14 protein-coding genes are annotated in these 24,650 nt (G+C 27.7%); 1 reads left to right on the plus strand and 13 read right to left on the minus strand.

The genetic code is table 11. The annotated features are described in order from the left end of the window. Positions 1-453 precede the first annotated feature (453 nt). Both B3603_RS05495 and B3603_RS05500 read right to left on the minus strand, forming a co-directional pair. The gene (locus B3603_RS05495; protein WP_291561721.1) at positions 454-3,471 is read right to left on the minus strand and encodes a lantibiotic dehydratase; all 3,018 of its coding nucleotides are present in this window, start codon (positions 3,469-3,471) and stop codon (positions 454-456) included. 931 nt (positions 3,472-4,402) lie between these two features. Continuing rightward, positions 4,403-6,583 (minus strand): DNA topoisomerase III, encoded by a 2,181-nt coding sequence (locus B3603_RS05500; RefSeq protein ID WP_291561723.1) that lies wholly within the window; start codon positions 6,581-6,583, stop codon positions 4,403-4,405. A 437-nt stretch (positions 6,584-7,020) separates the two neighbouring features. Here B3603_RS05500 and B3603_RS05505 point away from each other — a divergent pair, with 437 nt between their 5' ends. Then, the gene (locus B3603_RS05505) at positions 7,021-7,587 is read left to right on the plus strand and encodes a DUF4352 domain-containing protein (protein WP_291561724.1); all 567 of its coding nucleotides are present in this window, start codon (positions 7,021-7,023) and stop codon (positions 7,585-7,587) included. Positions 7,588-7,675: 88 nt separating this feature from the next. On the opposite strand, the gene B3603_RS05510 is transcribed toward B3603_RS05505, so the two are convergent. The 11 genes from B3603_RS05510 to rsgA all read right to left on the minus strand — a co-directional run bounded on the left by B3603_RS05510 (position 7,676) and on the right by rsgA (position 24,555). Continuing rightward, positions 7,676-9,727, minus strand: coding sequence for a methyl-accepting chemotaxis protein (locus B3603_RS05510; RefSeq protein WP_291561725.1), 2,052 nt, complete (start codon positions 9,725-9,727; stop codon positions 7,676-7,678). Between the two features lie 379 nt (positions 9,728-10,106). After that, the gene (locus B3603_RS05515) at positions 10,107-12,677 is read right to left on the minus strand and encodes an ABC transporter permease (RefSeq protein ID WP_291561727.1); all 2,571 of its coding nucleotides are present in this window, start codon (positions 12,675-12,677) and stop codon (positions 10,107-10,109) included. Further along, positions 12,674-13,357, minus strand: a complete 684-nt coding sequence (locus B3603_RS05520) for an ABC transporter ATP-binding protein (RefSeq protein WP_291561729.1) — start codon at positions 13,355-13,357, stop codon at positions 12,674-12,676. The genes B3603_RS05515 and B3603_RS05520 overlap by 4 nt, the downstream gene beginning before the upstream one ends. 131 nt (positions 13,358-13,488) lie before the next feature. Beyond that, positions 13,489-14,739, minus strand: a complete 1,251-nt coding sequence (locus tag B3603_RS05525) for a sensor histidine kinase (protein ID WP_291561731.1) — start codon at positions 14,737-14,739, stop codon at positions 13,489-13,491. Between the two features lie 2 nt (positions 14,740-14,741). Further along, entirely contained in the window at positions 14,742-15,437 is a 696-nt protein-coding gene (locus B3603_RS05530) for a response regulator transcription factor (protein ID WP_291561733.1), read from the minus strand. A gap of 368 nt (positions 15,438-15,805) precedes the next feature. Further along, positions 15,806-16,471: a M15 family metallopeptidase gene (locus B3603_RS05535; protein WP_291561735.1), complete on the minus strand. Its 666-nt coding sequence runs from the start codon at positions 16,469-16,471 to the stop codon at positions 15,806-15,808. Between the two features lie 449 nt (positions 16,472-16,920). Further along, positions 16,921-17,493, minus strand: coding sequence for a TetR/AcrR family transcriptional regulator (locus B3603_RS05540; protein ID WP_291561737.1), 573 nt, complete (start codon positions 17,491-17,493; stop codon positions 16,921-16,923). A 55-nt stretch (positions 17,494-17,548) separates the two neighbouring features. Beyond that, entirely contained in the window at positions 17,549-19,918 is a 2,370-nt protein-coding gene (locus tag B3603_RS05545) for a YhgE/Pip domain-containing protein (RefSeq protein WP_291561739.1), read from the minus strand. Between the two features lie 684 nt (positions 19,919-20,602). Further along, positions 20,603-22,351, minus strand: coding sequence for a ribosomal protection-like ABC-F family protein (gene abc-f, locus B3603_RS05550; RefSeq protein WP_291561742.1), 1,749 nt, complete (start codon positions 22,349-22,351; stop codon positions 20,603-20,605). A 631-nt stretch (positions 22,352-22,982) separates the two neighbouring features. Continuing rightward, positions 22,983-23,450: a methylated-DNA--[protein]-cysteine S-methyltransferase gene (locus B3603_RS05555; RefSeq protein WP_291561744.1), complete on the minus strand. Its 468-nt coding sequence runs from the start codon at positions 23,448-23,450 to the stop codon at positions 22,983-22,985. A gap of 31 nt (positions 23,451-23,481) precedes the next feature. Then, positions 23,482-24,555 carry a ribosome small subunit-dependent GTPase A gene (gene rsgA, locus B3603_RS05560; protein WP_291561746.1) on the minus strand — a complete coding sequence of 358 codons (1,074 nt, stop codon included), beginning with the start codon at positions 24,553-24,555 and terminating at the stop codon, positions 23,482-23,484. Positions 24,556-24,650: the final 95 nt, after the last annotated feature.

Genomic DNA, 24,650 nt, shown 5'->3' on the forward strand with positions numbered 1-24,650 from the left:
TATTTTAACCCAACAGTTTACTACTGATTTTATTATATCTACTGTATAGCCTGTTAAATCCGCACTTTGTGCTCTATTTTCGCTTACCATTTTTAAATCCAAATCAAAATCATTATAATTTGCCATTTTTAAACCCCTTTTCTTCTGTCTCATGGTTATAGTTAAGAATAAACATGAGGCAGATTCTTATTTCTATATTTTAATAATAACTACTTATTCTTTCTTTTAGCATCTTGCTTGGACAGCTCCAGCCANNAGTTTATATACTCAGATATTCTCCACCAACAGTTTACTGCTGAGTCTATGACTACTGTGGTGCCTGCTGCTTCAGCCACATTTTTTGCTTCATTTTCGCTTACCATTTTTAAATCCAAATCAAAATCATTATAATTTGCCATTTTTAAACCTCCTTTCTTCTGTCTCATGGTTATAGTTAAAAATAATTAGAATTTATTAATAATATTTTTCCTTCTTTATTACATCATACAAGGTATGCCTTAACATACTATGCATCTTTTTTTCTACAATCCTATCACCTGATAACCTGTTACAGCACATATGCATTATTGAGAGAATAATATCATCAGCACTGTTAGTTAGTTTTCTCTTTGGATTAAATATTAAGTCTGATATATTTTTCACTGTATTCGTTCTACTATCTTCCATAAATTCAGAAACTAAAATTTCTTCAAACCATTTCATATATTCCTTTCTTTTTTTGCTATACTCTTTTCTATAATCTTTCTGTTCTACTACCTTGTCCAATATTTCCAACATCTTCTTCTTATCCAAAGTAAGATTGCATAGTAACTTACTCAAAGCCTCAAAATATACAGTTTCAAGCTCCTCTTCATTCTGTACATTCCTGCTTTTAATAAAGTTAATCACATACTCACTATCCTGAAAAAACAAGTTTTCTATTTCTGATATAATATCAGCACCACCATAACGATTGTTTTCGCGTCTATATTCGTTTATTGACCAAAACTTTAACATGCCACAATCTCTCATGTCACATAGCCACTGGTTCAATACTGAATACAAATTCAATGCCTCTTTCTGATCAGAATATTTTATTCGCAATCTAATATGCCCTCCCGTTTCATCAGCATACCTCAAAAAGAAAAATTTGTTAATTTTCAAAGACTCCTTATTATCAAAAAACTGAACTAAGAAATCATTTTCCATCTCTTTATTACAATAAATTTTCAAATATACCCACCCTTCTTGAAAAGGATGTATTATACGGTTTTCATTTTGAAGTAAAATATTACTACTTTCAATTTGAAGATTTTTGTTTTCCTTTACATAAAAGGAGAATACGAATTCCGATACATAAGCTTCCTGCTTTGTATTTATAACCATATTGCTATTGAATAAATCTTTCTCTATACTACATAATTTTAAATATTTTTTTTCTTTAAATTCCTGATATAAGATTTCCAATGCAATTTCGTCAGTTCTATGCAATAATAGTCTTTGATCCCCATTGCACATGTAAAAATATTCATCCACGTCATATCTTTTACTGCAAAAATCAAAACTTTTTTTAAATTTTTGAAGAGATTCTATTTTCAAATTTGCTTCTGTAAATTTCCATTTTGCAGGTGCAACAGTGACATCTTCAATTACTATTTCGGGAGAGTAGATGTATTCATTTTTAAGAAAGTTATCCATTCTATCCATTATCTTTATTCCATCGTAACTCGATGATATATCTAGTAACAAATTAAATACTTTACTATTTATCATTGGATTAAGCATATTATTTGTAACCATTTTACAAATTTTATTCTTTGAGATTGATTTCAAATATAGATTATCCTTACTATCTATACCTACTGTCAAATCAGACAAAAAAACCTCTGATTCTCGCTCAATTGTTCCAGGCAAGCCTAATGTCAAGAAATACTTATAATTTTTATTCCAATTTATAACATTGGAATGTCTTCCATAATTGGGCATCTCGCGTAACTCAACATACAAGCATTCTTCTTCCTTATCCAACTTATCATAAATAGTATTATATTTTTCAAACTCATCTTCATCAAAAACACCATAAAATCGTTGAAATGTTTTTCCGGCTGATGTTGAACCAAAGTTAGGGCCTATTGTCAAATGTATACCTTCATCACCTTTAGTAATTATAAAATTCATATCAAATGAGTTTTGAAATCTTAAGTCACTGATGTTTTCATCATATATACCTATAAAGTCTTCTTTTGTTAAAATAGCCTTCTTTTCTCTATTAATTAATGCCTCTTGTACCTTTATCTCAAAAATATCTTTAATTTTGTCCTCTCTAACACTAGTACTGTGATATGTGTCTTCATAATACCTTAACCCATCAAATCCACAAGGGTCTATGATCTCTGTCAAAGGAACTTCTATATTGGCTCCATATTCTTCTTGAAACTGTTTTCTGAATTCGGCTAAAGGAGTATACACTTCTGTTTCCACTCCAATATTAGCAATAACACTTATAAACTTTTCAAGTTTTAATTTAACTTCTTTACTTAAAAATGGTTTATCTAGTCGATTTCCTGAGTTTACTTCTATGTAATTAGAAGCTGTTTTAATCGTTTTCATTTGTTCTAATATTTGATTTAGCAATTGTTCTTTATCACCTTTATCAGGTGACTCATATTTTTTAAAATCATTTTCTATTTTTTCTAACTTATACTTTAGCTCTGATAATACATTGTATTTATCGAATATTTGAAGTATATGCTCCAACACATCTTCACAATATGCAGGAACTCTCAAATCAGTAAATAGATATTCCTGCTCAATTAATGTATTTATTGTGTTGCATATTCTTTCTTTATCTACATTAGGATAATGATGTTGTACTATGTGTACAATATCCATATAGTTAACAAATTCTTGGGTGTTATCTCTAAGTATAGAAATTAAGTTTGTATATCTTATACTGGAATTTTTTTTCAGTGAATTACCTTCACCTGTTCCATAGTCAGAAAAATGTGGGTTTCTAACTCTGCAGTCCGAAATATAACAACTGCTATTCCATATCAGAGATAAGTTTTTTAATACTTCAAAATCTTTCTCAATATCTTTTATCAAATTGAATGCCCAAAAATTATCAACTTTTATTGATTTTTTTGTTTTATCTAAATTAACAATAGATTCATCTGAATCAGCAAAATTCCCCATGCAAACGTTTGCGAGTAATCCATAAGGGGTTGTCCTCGAAGATGCCCTTTGAAGGTATTTATATAAACTCATATAAATGCCTTTATCTTTTTTGCTGTCATTGTTCCTTCTCTGAAGTGCTTCATACAGTGAATAACTTGATACCTGTAAAGCCTCCTTAAAATATCCTTCTAAATTATTCTTTAGGACGTAATCCAAAATCTCATTATAATTATCAATATTAACCAATTCCCTTGAAATCTTAACAGGCAAGGCTGGTGTTCTAATCATAAATAAGTCATGACATATGTACTCCATTTACAAACCCTCCAATTAAACTGTTATTAATTTATATTAAATCCAATTCCTATTGTCCTACAACTTTCGTGCATACTTTACAGATTTTTCCTTATTGATAAAGCACAAATATATACAATAGTGATACTTTAGACTTAATTTTTTATAAATNNATTTATAAAAAATTAAGTCTAACCCTATAAAGTAAAGACTAATTCTTAAACTTCGTACAAAAAATATATAATAAACACTTTAAAATTTAAAATTTTATCATATTTAAATATGGTAAATAACACAGTAAAAATCGACGTTAATATACAATATTATCTATAATAGGATAAATAAACCACAAAACTACTATATCATATAATAATTAATATGAAAACACTTTTTTGAATTTTTTGTGAATTCTGTTAAATAATTTAAAACATGAGTAGTAAAAAAGTAATTTGTTATAAAGAAAAATATATGATAAACACTTTAAAACTCAAAGTTTTATCACATTTAATATAGTAATTTACCTTTTAAAGTTACATAGTATAAAGCGATATAACTATTCAGCTACATATACTCATTATATCACCTAATATTACATATTAAAACATTATTTTTCATAATTGTTTTTGTATGGTTTATTTCATAAAAAATTCCAATTGTTAATTTTACAATTGCAGTTAGGATTTTTCTATTTAATGCAACACAAATAAGAGGTAATTGCACTTTTAAAAGCATAACTTTTAGTGAAAAGTAGGATCAAAAATATTTACTGTAAATGTTGACTTTATGCATCCTAGAGTGTTGATACCTTGCTTTCTTACAGTAGATGCATATCCTCGAGTTCTTGTAAAATCATTTGTCCCTATGGAGCTTCTAAAGGTTCCAAAACTAATATTATCTCATATAAAAAATAAAAACCCCAATGAAATATATTTCATCTAGGGTTTATTTTATATTAAAACTTTAATTTTGATAAAGCGTCTGCTAGTGCAGAATTTATAGGCTCATTATTTTCTTTTTGTTGCTGTCTTAAATATTTATTTACTTCTTGTTTAGTAACTTTTTTGTTACTTTCCTGTTTTCTATTTTTAAACTCCGACATTTTTTCTCTATAATTACAGTTTGGGCATACAAATATTTGCTTTTCTCCCTGTCCTCTTAACTCTAACTTTTTGTGACATTCTGGACATCTTGAATTAGTCACTCTCGCTATTCCTTTTCTATATCCACAGGCTCTATCCTGACATATAAGCATCTTGCCTTTTTTGCCATTTACCTCTAGTAGATATTTACCACAATCAGGACATTTTTCTCTAGTCATGTTATCATGAACATATTTTGTACTGCTGCCTGCTACTGTCTTAACAAGCTCTGCAGAATATCTTCTCATTTCCTCTGCAAAATCTTTAGGATTTGCACTTCCTTTGCTTATTAAGTTTAAAGTTTGCTCCCATTTTGCTGTAAGTTTAGGAGATTTTAAATCTTCTGGTGCTAAGTCTATAAGCTGAATTCCTTTAGAAGTAGGATGTATTTCCTTTCCTTTTCTCTCTACATAAAATGTAGAAAATAATTTTTCAATGATATCCGCTCTTGTAGCTGGAGTTCCTAGTCCCCCTGCTTCATTTATAGCTTCTTTTAAAGCTTTATTATCTTCCATAAACTTCTGAGGATTTTCCATAGCTGAAAGCAATGTAGCCTCTGTATACCTTGCTGGTGGTTTAGTTTGTAGAGTTTTTAAGGAAACCCCTTCCACTTTTAATTTATCCCCAACATTAATACTTGGCAGATTCTGCTCTTTTTCATCCTCATCTTCTTTATCATTAACTACATTTCCACTGATTTCTTTCCATCCTAAAGATTTAACAACTTTTCCTTTAGCTCTTACAATATGATTATTGCATTCTCCCTTAACTGTAATTTGTTCATATTCAAAAGCTGGAGATAAAACCTCTAAAAATCTTTTAACAACTAAATCATATATATTTCTCTCCTCAAAACTTAAAGTGGATAAATTAACATGTTGTTCAGTAGGAATAATAGCATGATGATCTGATACCTTAGAATTATCAACTAACCTTTTAGTAGTATTAATTTTTCCTCTTAATATTTTTCTTACAGCTTCACTATAAGGTCCTACATTCACTGCCTTAAGTCTATCATTTAAGGTAGAAACCATATCACTAGTTAAATGCCTTGAATCTGTTCTAGGATAAGTTAATAACTTATGATTTTCATATAATCTTTGCATAAGCTGAAGAGTTTGCTTTGCAGAATAACCATATCTTCTATTAGCATCTCTTTGAAGTTCTGTTAAATCATAGGCCAATGGTGGAAGTTCCTTTTTATTCTCACTTTTAACCTCACTAATTGTTATAGTGCCCTTTTTAAAATCGCTTGCTATAATATCGGCCTTTTTCTTATCGAAAATTCTATTATTATTATTTTTATCCACATAACTTAAATTAAAACCCTTAGTTTTCACATCTATACTGTAATAATCCACAGGTTTAAATTTTTTAATTTCCTCTTCTCTTTTTACTATCATATAAAGGGTTGGTGTTTGCACACGTCCTGCTGATAATTGTGCATTAAACTTACTTGTCAGTGCTCTAGTTACATTTAAACCTACAAGCCAATCTGCCTCAGCTCTACATTGTGCTGCCTTATATAAATTATCGTAAGCCCTTCCATCTTTCAAATTGTTAAATCCATCTTTTATAGCTTTTTCCGTTTGAGAAGAGATCCAAAGTCTCTTAAAAGGCTTTCTAAAATTAGCTTTTTCCATAATCCATCTCGCTACAAGCTCCCCTTCTCTTCCAGCATCAGTAGCTATAATAAGACTTCCAACATCCTCTCGTTTCATAAGATTTTTAACAATACTAAACTGTTTTCCACCTTGTTTAATTACCACTAGTTCCATTTTTTTAGGAAGCATAGGTAAAGTTTCTAAACTCCAAACCTTATATTTATTATCGTAAGCTTCTGGGTCAGCTAGTGTAACTAAATGTCCAAGTGCCCAAGTAACTATGTATTTATTTCCTTCTAAATATCCATTATTAAATTTATTACACCCTAAAACCTTACCTAGTTCCTTAGCAACGGAAGGCTTTTCAGCTAAAACCAATATTTTTGACATCTCATATCTCCAATCTAAATTCATATAGTAATATTTATTATACCACTAAAAAGAAAAATCGTGATAAAATCACCATTCCTAATGAAAAATTTATATTCTACTTGTTATTTATGTCAATATATTTATTCACTTAATTCTTTATAAAAAATCTTGTTATTTATTTTTAATCATAAATTTTTTTTATTTGAATACATATATATTTGGATAATAGAATGACATTCTTTTATTGCTTATTACTCTAAACTAAGTATTTAACATATTAATTCTATAAAAGTCATAACAATGTTATTAAATTTATATTTTATATTATTATGGTAAACATTTAATATTTTACTTAAAACAACAAAATAATTCATTAAATTTACATAAATATAATTTTATGCTATAATTTTCATGGTTAAATTATATTTATATAATTTTATGGGAGGGTTAAAATTATGATGAGTAAAAAATTTAGATTAATTTGTGCTTCTTTAGCTGCTGTTTCTATTTTTACTTTTGCAGGCTGTTCATCAGATAGTAAAAAAGCTGATGAAAATACAAATAAACCTGCTGCAGAAGAAAAGAAAGATGAGAAAAAAGAAGAGAAGGAAGAGAAAAAAGAAGAAAATAAAGAACTTAAGGTTGGAGATACTTTTGAGCAAGATGGCTTTAAAGTCACTGTAAATAAAGTTAGAGAAGTAAAACCTACAAATGATTTACTTAAACCTTCTGAAGGAAATAAATGGGTTGCAGCAGACGTTACAATTGAAAACACAGGAAATGAAGATGCAACTATAAGTTCAGCATTAGGTTTTAAATTACTTGATAAAGATGGAAGAAGCTTTGATATGGCTATTGTAACTGATTTAAATGGTAGTTTAAATGGCTCACTTGCCGCTGGAAGAAAAATGGCTGGCGAAACTGCATTCTCTGTTCCTGTTGATACTCAAGATGTAGAACTAGAAGTTAAACTTAAATTAACAGGAAAACCAAATTACGTAAAGGCAACTATTGAACAATAATAAAAATAAATAAGAGCTTCTTTATAAATATTTTTTAAGATATCTATAAAGAAGCTCTTATTTGCTTCAAAATTAATATTATAACAGGCTATAATTTAAATTTAGTTAAATCTGATTGTAGCTCAAATGCCATGTTTGAAAGTTCTTCTGATGCATGTGAAACTTCTTGCATAAGAGCAGATTGTTCTTCACTTGATGCCGCTACACTTTGCGAATTTAGAGCAGTCTGCTTTGAAATTTGAGCATTTTCATCTATAGATTTAACCATTACTTTAGTACTTGATAAAACATTATTTATTACTTCTGAAACACTCTTCATATTATTAGAAGCATTTTCAATTTCACTTAATATATCTTTAAATGATTCTCCTGCATTCTCAATAAGAACCATTCCTTCATCTACAGCTTTATTTCCTTCATTCATTGAGGTTATAGTAAATGAAATTTCATTTTGAATTTCATTTATTATTGAAGAAATATTATTTGATGCATTAGCAGATTGCTCTGCTAATTTTCTTATTTCATCAGCAACAACTGCAAAACCTCTTCCCTGTTCTCCAGCTCGTGCAGCTTCTATGGCTGCATTTAATGCAAGTAGATTAGTTCTTGAAGATATATCTGTTATTAAGGATATTATTTCTCCTATTTTACTTGATTTTTCTCCTAAAGAATTTATCATTTTGGATGAAGTATATACTTTAGAATTTATCTCATTCATTTGATTTATTGTTCCTACTATGACATCATTTCCATCAAAAGCTTTATTATAAGCAGTAATTGAAGAGTTTGTTGCAGTATTTATATCACTTGCTATTTTATCTACACCTTTAAATACTTGCTCACTTTCCTCTGACACAATATCATATGATGAAGACTGTAAGTCACTACCGTTAGCTATTTCTTGTATAGAAACAGCTATTTGATCTGCTGCTTCTCTAGTTTGTCCTGCACTAGCAGTCAATTCTTCTGAAGTAGCAACTACTTGCTCTAATCCATCAGACACACTTTTTATTATATCCTTCAAATTATCATTCATCTTATTAAGATAAACTGCCATTTCTCCCAGCTCATCATTATTAGTAATTTCTATTCTATTTGTTAAATCTCCAGAAGATATAGATTCTGCTAATTTGTTAACCTTAGATATCCTATTTTTTATATTGTTAACTATGAGCATTATAATTAAAACTATAAGTAATATAGTTCCTGTCATAGTTATTAGCACTTTATATAATAAGCTTCTCAGTGGAGATAAAAGTTCTTTTTCTGGAATAGATAAAACCAACTTCCAATTTACATTTGGTACCTTTGAGAAAAATATGATATTTTTACCATTAGAGTCAGTAAAAGAGTCTATGCCACTTTCATTTTCTAATATATTTTTACTTATAGAAGATAAACTTTCATTTGAATCGCTTGAAATATTGGCTTTCATTATTTTCTCTTCATCTATATCAGAAAGGTATGTTCCATCTTTATTTAATAAAAATGCTCTTCCACCTTCACCTACTTTTATGTTTTTTATCATTTCTTGTATATTGGATAAATTTATATCTGCTGTAGTAACACCTATTCGGTTCTTTTTATCATCTAAGATAGGCACTGTTGTAGTTATCATAGTTGTATTTGTAACGTCATCTATATATGGCTCTGACCAACTTAAACCTTTATCTGTATTTTCGCCTAGCTTATACCAATGACTAGAAGTGTAATCTGTCTTACTGTATTCATTTGTATAAGTTACTACGCCATCTTTTTTATAAGCATATGGACCAAAAAATTTTACATCATTTTTATATTTAAAAGGTTCATACCATATTCCAGCTCCGAAGGTTTGATCATTAGAATTTACATATGATTTTACTAAATTTTCATAGTTTTTTTCACTTAAAGTATCTCTACTTGCTTCCACTGTTCTTGCTAAAGTAAATGGAATTTTTGAATGATTCTCTAAACTTTTAGATATATTTTCAATAACCGCATCAGTTTGATACTTCATTTTTTCATTAATTTCACTATCTATTGTTTTCTTTGCAGTAACATAAGATAATGATGATAACATAAGCATTGATATTATAGTTACTGGTAATATCATAATTAACATTTTACTTTTTATGCTTTTAGATCTTAATTTTGCCATTTTATTCTCCTTCTAACTATAGTGATTTTTTTAAAAATTGTAATTTATTATGATAAATTACATAAAATTATATAACTTATATTCGTTAAAAACCTAAGAAAACTTTAGGCTTTTCACCTGTTAACTATTTATCAATAAAGATATCTTTCAACGGCCAATTTTATTATAAAAATTTACCTCTGAGAAATAAAAAGTTTTATCATCAAAATAAAGTTTTACTTATATAATAGCTTAGTAAATATTAATCTAATTTTATTTCAAAATATAAAGAAAAGCCTAAAAAAATCATGACAAAGTCATGATTTTTTAATATTATCTAAACTAATATTTTTATTTAAAAGTCTAGACAGATTAAACAGATTGTAAGTTATCTAAGGTATTATTCTTCTGCCCTAATGCTATCCATTATGTTTATTTTATTCATCTTTCTTAAAGATATCATTGATGCTATAATTACCATTAATATGGCACCTATAAATGCCATTACTATTGAACTCCAAGGTATATTCCACTCATAAGCTCTCAATTCACTCATTAATCTGTAAAGAATATAAGACAATGGCATTCCCATCAATATTCCATAAGATGATGCAATAATAGCATAATATACACTTTCTAAAACTATCATCTTTTTAATTTGCTTTTCCGCCATGCCTATAGATTTAAAAGTTGCCAATTCTCTTTTTCTAAGTAATAAATTTGTATTTATGGTATTTATTATATTTATAGAGCTAATCAAGGTAACTACTGTTATAAATCCATAAATAAATACCATTATTTGTATCATCATACTTTTATCTCTCTTTGCTGCTTCCACATTATCAAGTATATACATATTATTTTCATTAGCAATAGTTTCTAGCTTTTCTTTAATTGCCTTATGATCCACATCATTTCCAGTCCTTATATTTAAATTGTTAGATCTTAGTTCTCCAAATATATCTTTATATACTTTTTCTGTACTTATAAATCTTAAGCTACCCCATTCCCAGCTATTTTCAAATACAGCATCTTCTTCAAGAATTCCTAAGACTTTAACCTTGATCTTTCCTACATGGTTTAATAAATTTTCATCTGTATCTCCAGTAATTGATGAAGGTATAATTGATATTTCATCTCCAACTTTATAATTAGTAACATTAATATTAGCCCTTTTTTTATCTTTAGTTTTGATATGAGCATTTTGAATTATTATAACTCCATTTTCTTCATTTAATTTTTTCTCATTTATTTCTCCTGCTATAATATTTTTCTTGCTCTTTTCAAAAGATTTACTATTGTAAGCATAAAATGGACTATATGTAAAAGCATAATCTCCATCATCAAAATTATAAAAATTTGTTTCCGTTAAATCTTCATACTCTTTATTAAGCTTATCCTTTTCAATAGCTATAGCTGGGGACTCCCGTATTTCTTTATACACTAAATCTATTCCCTGTATTTTCTCTATATCCTCGCAAAATTTTGATATAGTGCTTTCTTCTAATTCATCACTGCTTAGCATAACTCTATACTCAGGTTCCGTCGCCATTGCAACTTTTTCTACTTTTTTTATATCATAAGCAAAGGAGTTAAATACAATAAACAATACAATACTTATAACCATTGAAAAAATGGTTATTCTAAACCTTGTTTTATTTCTTCTCAAATTTTTATAAGCAACTTGTCCTTCTATACCAAAAATCTTTCCTGCTATAATTCCACTTTTAGCCTTTTTAAGATCTTCCTTCTTTACACTTCCACTATTTTTAATAGCTTCTAGTGGAGATACTTTGGCAGCTAATTTTGCTGGTCCTTTTGATGATATATATATAGTTATAAGACCTAAAACTGCACTTCCTAATAATATTATTGGATTTATAGTTATTTCAAAGCCTTCAAACATAGAAAAAGCAAGTGAACCTAATATCATAATTACAATTTTTAAAGCCACTAATCCTAAAACTAATCCAATTGGAATTGATATAATTGCTAAAATCATAGCTTCTTTCATTACAATTCTCTTTATTTGATTTTTAGATGCTCCTACAGAACGCAATATTCCAAATTGAGATACTCTTTCCATAACAGACATATGAAAAGAATTATAAATAACTGAAATAGTTGCTACAATAACTAAAATTATAAAAAATACTGCAATCAAACCTACTACTCTATTTTCACTATCATCTAAACTCTTTAGCATAACTCTTAAAAGCTCTTCATTATACCAAATACTGTCTTCTTCTAAATTTAGTTCCTCTACAATTTGTTTACCTATAACTTCAGCTTGTTTTTTTAAATTTATATTGGCATAAATATTATACTCTCCATTTTTATTTAAAGAACTTTCTTCTGATAAATAACTTATTCCATTTCCCTGTATCGATTCCTTTATTAATCCACATATGATATATTCCTTAGAGTTCTTCTCTTTAAACCTTATATCTTCATAATTGATTTCTTTACCATTGCCTTCATCTTCTGGGTATATTATCTCCCCTAATTTTAAAGTTATCTTATCTCCAACTTTAGCATTTAGCGCTTCCATAGCCCAAGACCCAAGAATAATTTCATCTTCCTTTTGCGGAAGGCGTCCTTCACTTAATTTAATATTTTTTAATTCAAACATTTCTTTATTGTAAGACTCTACATAAAGTTCTACATTTCTACCGCTTTTTTTACGTTTACCAATGATGCTTGCCCCATCATATCTAGTTACTCCCATTTTCTTTATATCCTTATGAGCTTTAAAATAGGGTATATGTCCACCATTTACACTATTGAAAAGTATATGGAAATCTCCTGAATACCCCTTTACTTGCCTTATTCTATTGTCCTGAAAACTTTTAAACATTGTGGCAATAGAAGTTATAAGTGCTACTGAAAGTACTATCCCTATTATAGTCAGAATAGTCCTCTTTTTTTGTACCTTTAAATATCTTCCTGTAATTTCACTGTAGCTTTTCATCTTCTTACCACCTCATCATTTACCACCTTACCATCCTCTAAAGTAATAACTCTATCTGCTTGAGAGGCAATATTTACGTCATGAGTAATCATTATAAGTGTTTGATTATATTTTTTAACTGAAAGTTTTAATAGTTCTAATATTTCTTTTGAATTTTTAGAGTCCAAATTTCCTGTTGGCTCATCCGCTAATATTATAGATGGTTTATAAGCTAAAGCTCTTCCTATAGAAACTCTTTGTTGTTGTCCTCCTGAAAGCTCAGAGGGAAGATGATGTAATCTATCTTTTATACCTAAAATATTAATTAAATCATCAAGATAATTTTTATCTTCTTTTTTATAATCTAAAAGAAGAGGAAGCTTTATATTTTCTTCTGCAGTAAGTACAGGTATTAAGTTATAAAACTGAAATATAAATCCTACTTTCCTTCTTCTAAATACTGCAAGCTGATTTTCATTTAAATTATATACATCTACATTATCTACAATGACATTTCCTGAAGTAGGTCTATCTACCCCTCCTAACAAATGTAATAATGTACTTTTCCCTGAACCACTTGCCCCTACTATTGCAACAAACTCACCTTGATTTATAGAAAGATTAATATCCTTTAATGCTTCAACTTTAATTTCTCCTTCACCATAACTTTTACAAAGAGAAACGGTTTTTAATATCTCCATAGTGTTTCCTCCTAGTTTCTTAATTTATATCTTAAGTATACTTTCCTATTCTTACTCTATAGTGAATTTTATTCTTACAAAATAGAAAGATTATAAGGCATTTGAAATCTTCACAAGATTAACATTGCATTTTATACTATACTTCTCAAAAATGTTATAGTGAACTCAGTTCCTTCTCCTTCTATACTTTTCACCGAAATACTGCCACCATTACTTTCAATTATGGATTTAGATAGTGTGAGACCTATTCCTATACTAATAGGCTTTACTTCATGCTTTCCCTTATAAAATCTTTCAAAAATATGTGGTAATTCTTCTTTTTTTATTCCATTACCATTATCTTTAATAATAATACTTACAAGCAGTGGAGATTCTTTTATTTCTATAGATATAGTTCCATATTCTTCTGTATGTTCAATAGCATTTTTTATTATATTTCCTATGGCTTCAGTCATCCAATCACTATCATGATTTAAATAAACGTCTCTTTTATCTTCTATAATAATATTTTGTTTTTTGTCCTTAGCTTTTTCTTTTAATGGAGAAAATGCTTTATTTATAGTTATAATTAAAGGTTGATTTCTCATTTTATAATTAATAGCTCCAGCTTCTACTCTAGCTATTTTTAACAAGCTAATTATGAGCCATTCCATACGAGTAAGTTGTTCACTAGTTTTATTAAGAAATTTCACCTTTGTTTCTTCATCCATATCATCTTTACTAATCATTAATTCATTGAGCATAATTATAGATGATAGTGGAGTTTTTAGTTGATGAGAAATATCTGAAATAATGTTTTTTAAAAACTCTTTCTCATTCTTTAATTTTTCCATGTTTTCAATTAATCTATTTACTAATAAGTTTAATTGATTATATAAAATAGAAAACTCTCCCTCTTCTCCTCCTTCAAGGGTCATATCATATTCCCCTTCTAAAACTCTTTCAACACTATTAGATACGATATTTATTTTAGATAGAATTATTTTATAATCTAACAAGATTATAAAAAAGATTATAATAAAAAATATAATATTAATAGTTAAAATGTTAAATAATAAGTTCTTTGAAGATTCTCTAATCAAAGGAATATCTGCTGGTTTTAATGTTTCATTATAACCGTATTTCTCTAAAGTAGCTAATCCACTCTTAATTTGATCTTCTGATATTCCTTTAGTAAAATATCCTACTATATTTTTTTCTAATTCAGGATTTTCTTCTAATACTATGCCTAATACTGCTGCATTTTGTCTTATGACTTTTTTATTTATATTATTTATACCTATATTCATAGTTACTAACGTAAGCATTAAAAATACAAAACAAAGTATCACAATTTTAATAGTGATACTTTTAATTTCCGGATTTCTATATAATTTTTCCATAGCTATTCCCTCGTTTCCTTATTCCATTTATATCCTACTGCTCTCATTGTAATTATGTATTCTGGTTTTGCTGGATCATCTTCAATCTTTTCTCTAAGTCTCCTTACATATACAGAAAGGGTATTATCATCGACGAATTCTCCACCTACATCCCATATTTTTTCTAGTATTTGACTTCTGCTAAGTACTACTTTAGGGTTTTGTATTAAGGATATAAGTAATTTATATTCTAATGATGTCAATATAATTTCTACATCGTTTTTCATAACCCTATTACTTAAAAGTTCAATAGTAATATCTCCTGAATGTAATTTATTACTTCTATAACTTGAATTCTTCTCATATCTTCTTAAAACTGCTTTAATTCTTGAAATTAATTCACCAATTCTAACAGGTTTAGAAATATAGTCATCACCGCCCATATCTAGCCCCATAACTACATTTGCTTCCTCATCAGAGGCAGTTAAAAAAATTATAGGAGTATTGCTTTTTTTTCTTAATTCTCTACAAAGTTCATAACCACTTCCATCTGGTAACATTAAGTCTAGTAATACTAAATCTATATTATAATTTTCTATACTTTCTCTTGCTTCTTTTAAAGTTGATGCAACTGTAACATCAAAACCCTCATTTTTTAAAGTATATTCCATTCCCATAGCCAATGTAGCATCATCTTCAACTAATAAAATTTTAACCATATTTCCTCCTTTTTATCGATGTTTTAATACTTAAATTCTATTATACAAATAATTTTTTATATATTAAATCCCTCATTTTTTACCTATTGAATAATATTTATAATATACTTATTATAAAGTTGCAATAAATAAAAGAAAATAACTATTCAAAGCTCCAATTATACTTTCTATAATATAAAAGGGTATGTTTCAATAGTCGCTAGGTTATCTTTGGATTCTTACGACCCATATTCCACAAAATATATAAATATATGACTAGTTATTTTTTAATATGACTAAATATATTATAACATTAGTATAACCTTCAAATTCTATATATAAGTTAAAGCTTTTATATTAGCAACTGGTATAACTTATATAAATGTAAATTAAAAATTACATAATTTTATATACTCCTCTAAAACCAAATTATTATTATAAATTTCTTCTGCTACTTTTTTTCCTACATATCTAATATGCCACGGTTCATAACCATATCCAGTTATATGTTCTTTATTTCTAGGATATCTTATTATGAACCCAAATCTATGAGCATTTTCCCTAATCCATATTCCTTCAGTGGTTTTTCCAAAATCATCATTTAAAAATTTATTTAATCCTTCCCTATTAGTTAAGTCCATTGCTAATCCTGTTTGATGTTCACTATGTCCAGCCTTAGCTACATATTTATCAGCTTCTTCCATACCTAATATTTTAACTCTATGCTTATAAAGATTATTCTGTGTATTATAACAGCGATAGCCTGATATTGCATAAAGTATTATCCCCTCCTCCTTTTCAGCTTCTAACATTAATTCTTCTAAAGCCTTGCCGCTTTCTTTAGTCATAAGCTTTTCTTCCTTTAGCATATTATCTGAAAATCTAATATTTGGTTTTTGCAATTCTTTTGGAATATACTTATTAGAAAGTTTATATTTTCTATTTACTAAAACTAATTTATTATCTACTTCTAATACTTCAGAATAATCTTTATATGGATTAAATATGAATACCATTCCTAGTATTAGCCAAAATATTTCACTGGTTTTTTTCATTCTACTCTCCCCCTCATTTTATAAATCTATTATAAATATTCAATCTTACAGTTAAATGAATTTTAGACTTACAAAATAGTAAGAGATAAATCAAACTAAGATTTTATAGGATTCCTTAATTAAAATTTAACTTATGCATGATTTTAATTTCCATAATAAAATTTTTACCATGAATTAAAAATTAAGAATGAAGAATTATAGTTAAAACTCCATTGTCAAAGTCTTTGGAGTTTTTCAAAATAAATTCCATTTTAGAAATTCACTAGCAGTGAATTTCATCCTAAATTTTTCATTTTTAATTATTAGTCCTTAATTTCTAAGAATTTAAACTATTTTTATAAAAAATTTATTTTCCACAGTATATATTAAGTTTTCACATTGTATCCTTATAATCTAAAAAATACCCCTAGGATATTATCTAATTTAGTTAATATCCTAGGGGTATTATATTATTTGCTTAAACTTATTCCTTTTGATATATACGCTATAAGTTTTTCAGTTAATTCATTTACATCATATTTGTCTTCATTGATTATATCATATATAGCTAGAGTACATAGTCCTCCAAAGAAGGTATATGTTAAAAACTCAGAATCATTTTTTTCTATTACTCCAGCTTCTATAGCTTTTTTAATATGATTCGATAAATATTCTATGTGTTCTTTAATGGTAATTCTAAGATCTTTTTGTCTTTCTTCATTTCCCCATAGCTCACTTAGCGCAACTCTAAAAAAATCTTTATACTCATGTACTATTTCTAATTGTATTTTAATTAATGCTCTTATCTTGTCAATAGGTTCTTGTTCAAGAGATAACACGCTTGAGCTTTTTTCTTCCATACTTTTTATGCCTTCATCTATAACATATTTAAAAAGCTCTTCTTTACTTTTAAAATGGTAATATAATGTTCCTTTGGCTACTCCTCCAACAATGGCTACGTCATCCATTGTGGCTCCATCATAACCTTTTGTCGAAAAAACCTTTATTGCAGAGTTTAAGATAGTTTCCCTTGTCTTACTCATATTCTCCTCCCAAAATCCCAATGGATAATTTAACATTAATTATACTACATAAGTACTAATCTATTAAAGCTTCTTCAATTCCATCTTTTACTTTTTCACTTAATTTATCTTTAAAGATTATTGTTAATAGAATAAATCCAATTAAAAATCCTCCTAAGATAAGCGAATCTTTAATAACTATACTCATATTTGGTCCTGCTAATACTTCTCTTAATAAATCAACAGCATAAGTGAATGGTACAAATGGATGTATTACTGAAAATACTTTTGGTAAAGTTTCAACAGCAAATGTTCCTGAACAACTTACTAATTGCACAACTAAGGCTACTATACCTAAAAATTTTCCTATATCTCCAAATGTAAATATTAAGAATTGAAGTGCTGCCATAAATGTTAATGAAAGTAAGGCATTTAAAGAATAGTATAAGGCTATATTATCTGGTTTTATTCCTAATACTAAAAGCATTGTACTAAGTATTACTGACTGTACTATACCTATTAAAGCATAGGACATAAACTTTCCTAAAACTATTGATACTTTGTTAGTATCTTTTAAGTCTTCATCTACTTTCTCTTTTACTAAGAAGAAACTAACTAACGCTCCTACCCATAATGATAATGGAATTAAATATGGCGCTAATCCTTCACCATAAGTTTCAACATTTCCTAAGAATGTTTTCTCTACCTTTGCTGGTTCTTCCATAAATTTTGAAAGTTCTTCGCTATTATGAATTAGAACTTTATCAGACTCTTTTACACCATCTTCTAACTCAGTAGCTAGTTTTTTAGACCCTTCTCTAATTTTTGTTGATCCATCATATAGCTCAGATGTTCCTCCTGATAATTTATTTACACTTTCTAATGCTGAAGGAATCTTATTATACATTGATTCAACACCTGTTCTTAATTTATTAGATCCTTCACTAAACATATCAAGTTTTTCTGACAAGCTTGGTAATAGAGTTAAATATTCTTTACCTTGTGCTACTGCATGTTTTGCAGCTTGTATATTTCCTTGGTTCTTTTGAATATCTGATTTTATTTCATTAACTTGTGGTATTAAAGATTTTACAGCTGTTAAATTACTCATATTTTCTGATGATAACATTGGTGCTATAGCATTAAGTGAACCCTTAGCATTTATCAATGTATCATTTATTTTTTGTATATCTTGAGGATTGATGTTTAATCCATTAATTGTCTTTGAAATTGACTCTAAATTACCTGCTTCATTATTAACAGTACTAGTTACCATAACAGAGCCCATAAGCAATTTTCCTTGTTCTTCTGTTATAGCTCCATTTGCTTGAAGTGATCCTATCAGTTTTAACAATCCATCTTTATTATTTGCTATTGCTGCTGTTTGATTTAATATTCCTGAAGATTGTATTTGATTTAATTTTTCTCCTACTGAAGAAAGAGTTTGTAATGCATTAGCAACTTCTGAACTGTTAGTTATAGCTAAAATCTTATCAATTTTATTATTTAATTCATTAATTTCACCCTGTAATGCTTCTGGGTTACTTAATACTTTTTGAATCATTGGATTTGACAATGTAGCATTTATTTTTTCCATATCAATTTGTGCCAAACCATTTTCAAGTTGATAAGCATCATTTATTAATTTATCTAAGCTTGCTTTATCTATTGAATCTAAATTCTCATTTAACATATGTTCTACATTTTTAAATTTCTTGTTTAGCATATCAATGTTGTCATCTATAAGAACTACACCATTATATAAATTTTCTACGCCTTCTTTTACTTCAGGAACTTTTCCTGTTAAAAGATCTGTACCATCTTTTATTTTTTTAACTCCTTCATTAAGGCCTTCCATTCCCTTATTTAATTCTTTACTACCGTCAACTGCTTTTACCAATTTGTTTTTAGTGTCATATACTTTATCCACAACTCTAGCAGTAGCCTTAAGGGATACAGATTGATTTAAATTCTTTTGTACTGTGTCCATTGCCACATCTACCGTTTTATTTGAAACATATCCTTTTTTCTTATTAGAAGTAAAATATATTACTGGTTCTTTCACTTCTTTGTCGTCTATGGGAGTAAACATTTCTTTTGAGAAGTTTTCAGGTATTTGAATCATAGCATAGTATTCTTTATCTTCCATACCTTTATTTGCTTCTTCTAAAGATACAAACTGCCAATCTAAATTTTTATCTTCATTTAGCTTGTCAACTAAATCTTGCCCAAAATTATATCTTTTGTCTTCTCTCATATAGCCATTGTCTTCATTTACTACAGCAACCTTCATTTTATCTAAATTATTATATGGATCCCATGATCCAGCTAAATAAGTAAATCCATAAATAACAGGAATAACACAAATTCCTAAGGCTACTAAAACCTTAAAGACATTCTTTTTTATTTTGTTAAGATCTCTTTTAGTTACCTGTGTAACTTTCATGCAATCACCTCTCCGTAGTTTATTGTACTGACTAGTCAGTATTGTTTTATAATACACTCATAGTTTTTAAAAATCAACCTTTTTTGACAAAAAACACGTCGAATTTATAATTTTTTTAGAGAAAAGTTCATGTAATTGTATACAAACAAAAAATAAAAATCATATTATATACATATATGTAACTAATAGTAATTAACGTAAAAATGTAAAATCTCATAAATTATTCTAATAAACAAAAAAAGAATCTAATAGTAATTTTTATATTTACCACTAAACTCCATAGATTTTTAATTTTATATAAATTTTTTTCAAAAATAGCTAGTCAATATACTAATATGTTCTAGAGCTTTAAAAATATTTTTTTGCTAACTATAATAATTTTAATATTTTTAATATTTAATTCATATTTAGCATCTGAAAGAAAATAATAAACCAAAGATGTTAGTATATTTTATATCAGACAAGGCGTCAGAACCTGCCCATAGTGGTGCTATGGCGGGTTCTGACAACGCAGTATGATGGAAAATAGGCTAACATACTGGTCTATTATTTTTTGAAGATACCTTATTCTATTAATTTATAATACTCTTTTAATATAACCTAAAACCCTTTTAGCCTTAATACATAAAATAGTGATAGATTTTAATTAAAATCTATCACTATTTTCATGCTCTTTAACTATAATTATTTGCTTTTAATTCTATCCATTAATATAGATTTTTCCTTTAGAAGAATATTAAACTGTTGTTCTAGTTCTAAATATTTTTCATCTTTATTTGCAATCATACTTAACTTTCCTAACACTTCAGCAATTTTATTTTCAATTACCATAAGCTTTGATTTTAATTCATCATTAGTTAAACTATTATGACTTTCCATTAAATTTATATCTTTAATATTTTTCTCATATCTTTTAATCATTTTATTTTCTATTACTATCATCTTATTACAAACTTTTTCCATCATATATCTATCATGAGAGACAATTATTACTGTACCTTCATAATTTATCAATGCTTCTTCTAATTGTTCTCTACTTGGTAAATCAATATGATTTTCTGGTTCATCTAAGATAATTAATGGATAATTTTTCAATATGAATCCCGCTAGCTTTACTTTCATTTTTTCCCCAAAGCTTAAATATTTTATTTTTGTATCTAAAATTCTATTGCTTAAACCCATATTAAATAACATAGTCCTTACCTTCCCCATATTATCTCGTGGAAGTTCACCTATTAGTTCTAATGGAGTGATTTCACTATCTAAATCTACTACATTTTGGCTTAAATATGCAATTTCAAGTGAATCACTAATCCACATTTCTCCGTTATTTAGTTTTTCTTCACCAATTATTATTTTTATAAGAGTACTTTTACCAGTACCATTTTCACCAAAAATTCCTATCTTTTCTCCTCTATTAATGTAAAAGCTAGAATTATTAAATAATACATTTTTTCCAAAAGCCTTGCTTACATTTTTAAATTCTAAAAGTCTCTTTCCTCCTTTTGCATTAGAGTTAAATTCAAAATATATTTTTTTATCTTCTTTAGGTTTTTCCACACCGTCTACTTTTAATTTTTCTAATTTTTTAATTTTAGATTTAACTTGCACATCTTTCTTTTTAGCTTTAACTCTAAAATACTCTTTTCCTCCCATCTTATTTCCCGTTGCAAGTGCTTTTTTTCTAGATTCTCTATGAGCCTTTTCTGACCAATTCTTTAAATTGTCAATATCTTCCTCAATCTTTTCTCTATAACTTTGTTCTTCCTTATACTGTTTAAGTTGTGCCTTAAATCTACGTTCTTTTTCTTCCTTATAGAAACTATAGTTGCCCTCAAAAATTATAGACTTTCCATCTTCTATTTCTATAATTTCATCCACAGCTTTATCTAAAAAGTATCTATCATGAGATATGATAATTACTGATCCATTAAATTTTTCAAGTTCACTTAAAAGCCAGTTAACTCCTTTGAAATCCATATTATTTGTAGGTTCATCTAAAATTAAAAGCTGTGGCTTAAAATTCCAAATATTAGCTAGAGATACTTTAGTTCTCTCTCCCCCACTTAAATTGTCAAGCCTAACATTATCCCAAGTATAAAATTTTTCAAGTCCTAATTCACTAGTAAATTCAAGCATATTATAATTTAAAGTTATATCTTTATCTTTTTTACTATTTGCCTTACATAATATATTAAGTTCATAAGAACCATTCTGCCTAAGATAAGCTGCCTTAATTTCTGGTTGGTGAAAAAGTATCTTTCCTTCGTCTTTTTCTGATAGTCCAAAAATAATATCAACTAAAGTGCTCTTCCCTGCACCGTTTCTTCCTACAATCCCTAATATTTTATTTTTCTTTATATCTAAACTAATGTCCTTTAATACTTCTACATTATCAAAATCTTTTTTTATATTTTTAAAAGATAACAACATAAATATTCCTCCTCAAAGCTACACATCTTTATAAGATGCTTTATCTTTGGCTATTAAGAACATCTTGTTTTTAATTCTAAATCTATAATTAATTCATACTAATAATAAACTTTTATTAAGTTGATTATTAATAAAAATCTTTCTTATTCAAATATAAATATATTTTTTCTTCATTTAGAAATAAAAAAAGTCATAAATAAACCTACGTCTACTTATGACTTATTATGCTTTAATAAATCTTAAATTTAGAGCATAATATTCTTAAAATCATTATAAACCTCTGTTCTTAACAACCTAATCTAAAAGAATGCATAATAAATAAACCTCTATATTAAGGCACATAAAAAAGATGCCTAAGGTAATTTTATAAATTATTCCTTTAGAAAATATTAAATTTGGCTAGTTAAAAACAGAAATTCTCATTTTACATATTACCTCCGAAATTTCATAAATATTTACACTATTATTATATCATTAATTTGGTCATCTTCAAGAAATAATATACCAGTATTTTAGCCAATTTTCCATCATACTTCGCTGTCATGTTCTGAAGATAGCCCAACTGTAAGTAGAATATAAAATATACTAACATCTTTGCTTTACTATTTTCTTTCAGATGCCTTATTTAACACTAAAAATTTTTCTTTTCAAAATCTAGAAGCCACTGTTTCCTCCAAAGTTCTCCGCCATATCCAACTAAATTACCGTTACTTCCAATTATTCTATGGCATGGAACAATTATACTATGAGGATTTTTATTATTTGCTCCTCCTACAGCTCTTACTGCCTTAGGGTTATCTATTTTTTCTGCTATATCTTTATAGGAAGCAGTAGTTCCATAACTAACAGTAGTTAAAGCATTCCATACTTTTTTTTGAAACTCTGTGCCATTAGCTATTAGTTTTAATTTAAAGTCTTTTCTTTTCCCACTAAAATATTCATCTAATTGAGTTAAACATTCTATCATTGCTTCTGGTAAGTTTTCATCATCTTCTCTACTTTCATCTAAAAAGTTTATATATACTATACCTTCCCCATTTCCTTGAACTGATATAACTCCTATAGGAGATTGATAATACGCCGTATATAAAATTTCCATTTTCTCCTCCGTTAATTTATAATTATAACTACTAGTGTTTTCTTTTTTCATTATAAAACTTTTTACTTGCCTTAATTATATTTTTCTTATAATTTAATGCTTCAGATCTTTTTACCTTTCTTTCCATAAACTCAGCTTCTCTTTTTAATTTTAAATAACTATTAAATCTCTCAATAGTTAAGCTTCCGTCCTCTAAAGCTCTTCTAATCCGGCATCCTGGTTCAGTATCATGATTACAGTCTGAAAATTTACACCTTGCTGCTAACTCCTCTATATCACTAAAGCTAGTACTAACCCCTTGAGAAGAATCATAAATTTGAAGCTCTCTCATTCCAGGAGTATCTATTACTACTCCCCCATTAGGAATCAATATCAATTCTCTATGAGTTGTAGTATGTCTTCCTTTGTCATCGCCTTCTCTAATATCACTAGTCTTTAGCTTTTCATCACCTAATAAGCTATTTATTAAAGTAGATTTCCCTACTCCTGAAGAACCTAAAAAAGCAACAGTTTTACCTTTTTTAACGTACTTTTTAACCTCTTCTATTCCTAAATTTAAAATTGAACTTATAACTATAATATCTGTTCCTAAAGCCACCGATGATACTTGTAAAAGCTTTTCCTCTACATTATCACATAAATCTGCTTTTGTAAGTATAACCACTACTCCTGCACCACTATCATAGGCTACAGAAATATATCTTTCTAACTTTCTTATATTAAAGTCATTATTAAGTGACATACAAATAAACACATAATCTATATTTACTGCTACTATTTGCTCTTCTATTTTTCTATCTGGAACCTTCCTTGAAAATTTACTTTTTCGAATTAGTATACCATAAATAATGGCTTCTCCATTTTTATCAGTATCTCTATCTAATACAACCCAATCCCCTACTGCTGGGTAATCAGCCCTTCCATTAGAATTATAAATTAATTTTCCTAAAACCTTAGCTATAACTGTATTTTCTTCCGTTATAACCTTATATAGTCCCTTACTTTCAAAAGCAACTCTTCCTATATAAAAATCACTATACTTCTCTTCTACTTCTTTTAATAGTTCTTCATTTAATCCTAAGTCATATAATTTTTTATAATTCATTTATTTCCTCCCAAACTTTAACTTTGGGTATAAAAATACCCTGAAATAGTGTTATAGACTACTCCAGGGAACTGTTCAAATTTATAATGTATAGC

The sequence above is a fragment of the Clostridium sp. UBA2485 genome, assembly GCF_002341865.1.
Lineage (GTDB): Bacteria > Bacillota > Clostridia > Clostridiales > Clostridiaceae > Clostridium_J.

Excerpts from the sequence above, each read along its gene's own strand:
- B3603_RS05495 (WP_291561721.1), bottom strand. The coding sequence starts at position 3,471 with ATGGAGTACATATGTCATGACTTATTTATGATTAGAACACCAGCCTTG.
- B3603_RS05500 (WP_291561723.1), bottom strand. The coding sequence starts at position 6,583 with ATGTCAAAAATATTGGTTTTAGCTGAAAAGCCTTCCGTTGCTAAGGAA.
- B3603_RS05505 (WP_291561724.1), top strand. The coding sequence starts at position 7,021 with ATGATGAGTAAAAAATTTAGATTAATTTGTGCTTCTTTAGCTGCTGTT.
- B3603_RS05510 (WP_291561725.1), bottom strand. The coding sequence starts at position 9,727 with ATGGCAAAATTAAGATCTAAAAGCATAAAAAGTAAAATGTTAATTATG.
- B3603_RS05515 (WP_291561727.1), bottom strand. The coding sequence starts at position 12,677 with ATGAAAAGCTACAGTGAAATTACAGGAAGATATTTAAAGGTACAAAAA.
- B3603_RS05520 (WP_291561729.1), bottom strand. The coding sequence starts at position 13,357 with ATGGAGATATTAAAAACCGTTTCTCTTTGTAAAAGTTATGGTGAAGGA.
- B3603_RS05525 (WP_291561731.1), bottom strand. The coding sequence starts at position 14,739 with ATGGAAAAATTATATAGAAATCCGGAAATTAAAAGTATCACTATTAAA.
- B3603_RS05530 (WP_291561733.1), bottom strand. The coding sequence starts at position 15,437 with ATGGTTAAAATTTTATTAGTTGAAGATGATGCTACATTGGCTATGGGA.
- B3603_RS05535 (WP_291561735.1), bottom strand. The coding sequence starts at position 16,471 with ATGAAAAAAACCAGTGAAATATTTTGGCTAATACTAGGAATGGTATTC.
- B3603_RS05540 (WP_291561737.1), bottom strand. The coding sequence starts at position 17,493 with ATGAGTAAGACAAGGGAAACTATCTTAAACTCTGCAATAAAGGTTTTT.
- B3603_RS05545 (WP_291561739.1), bottom strand. The coding sequence starts at position 19,918 with ATGAAAGTTACACAGGTAACTAAAAGAGATCTTAACAAAATAAAAAAG.
- abc-f (WP_291561742.1), bottom strand. The coding sequence starts at position 22,351 with ATGTTGTTATCTTTTAAAAATATAAAAAAAGATTTTGATAATGTAGAA.
- B3603_RS05555 (WP_291561744.1), bottom strand. The coding sequence starts at position 23,450 with ATGGAAATTTTATATACGGCGTATTATCAATCTCCTATAGGAGTTATA.
- rsgA (WP_291561746.1), bottom strand. The coding sequence starts at position 24,555 with ATGAATTATAAAAAATTATATGACTTAGGATTAAATGAAGAACTATTA.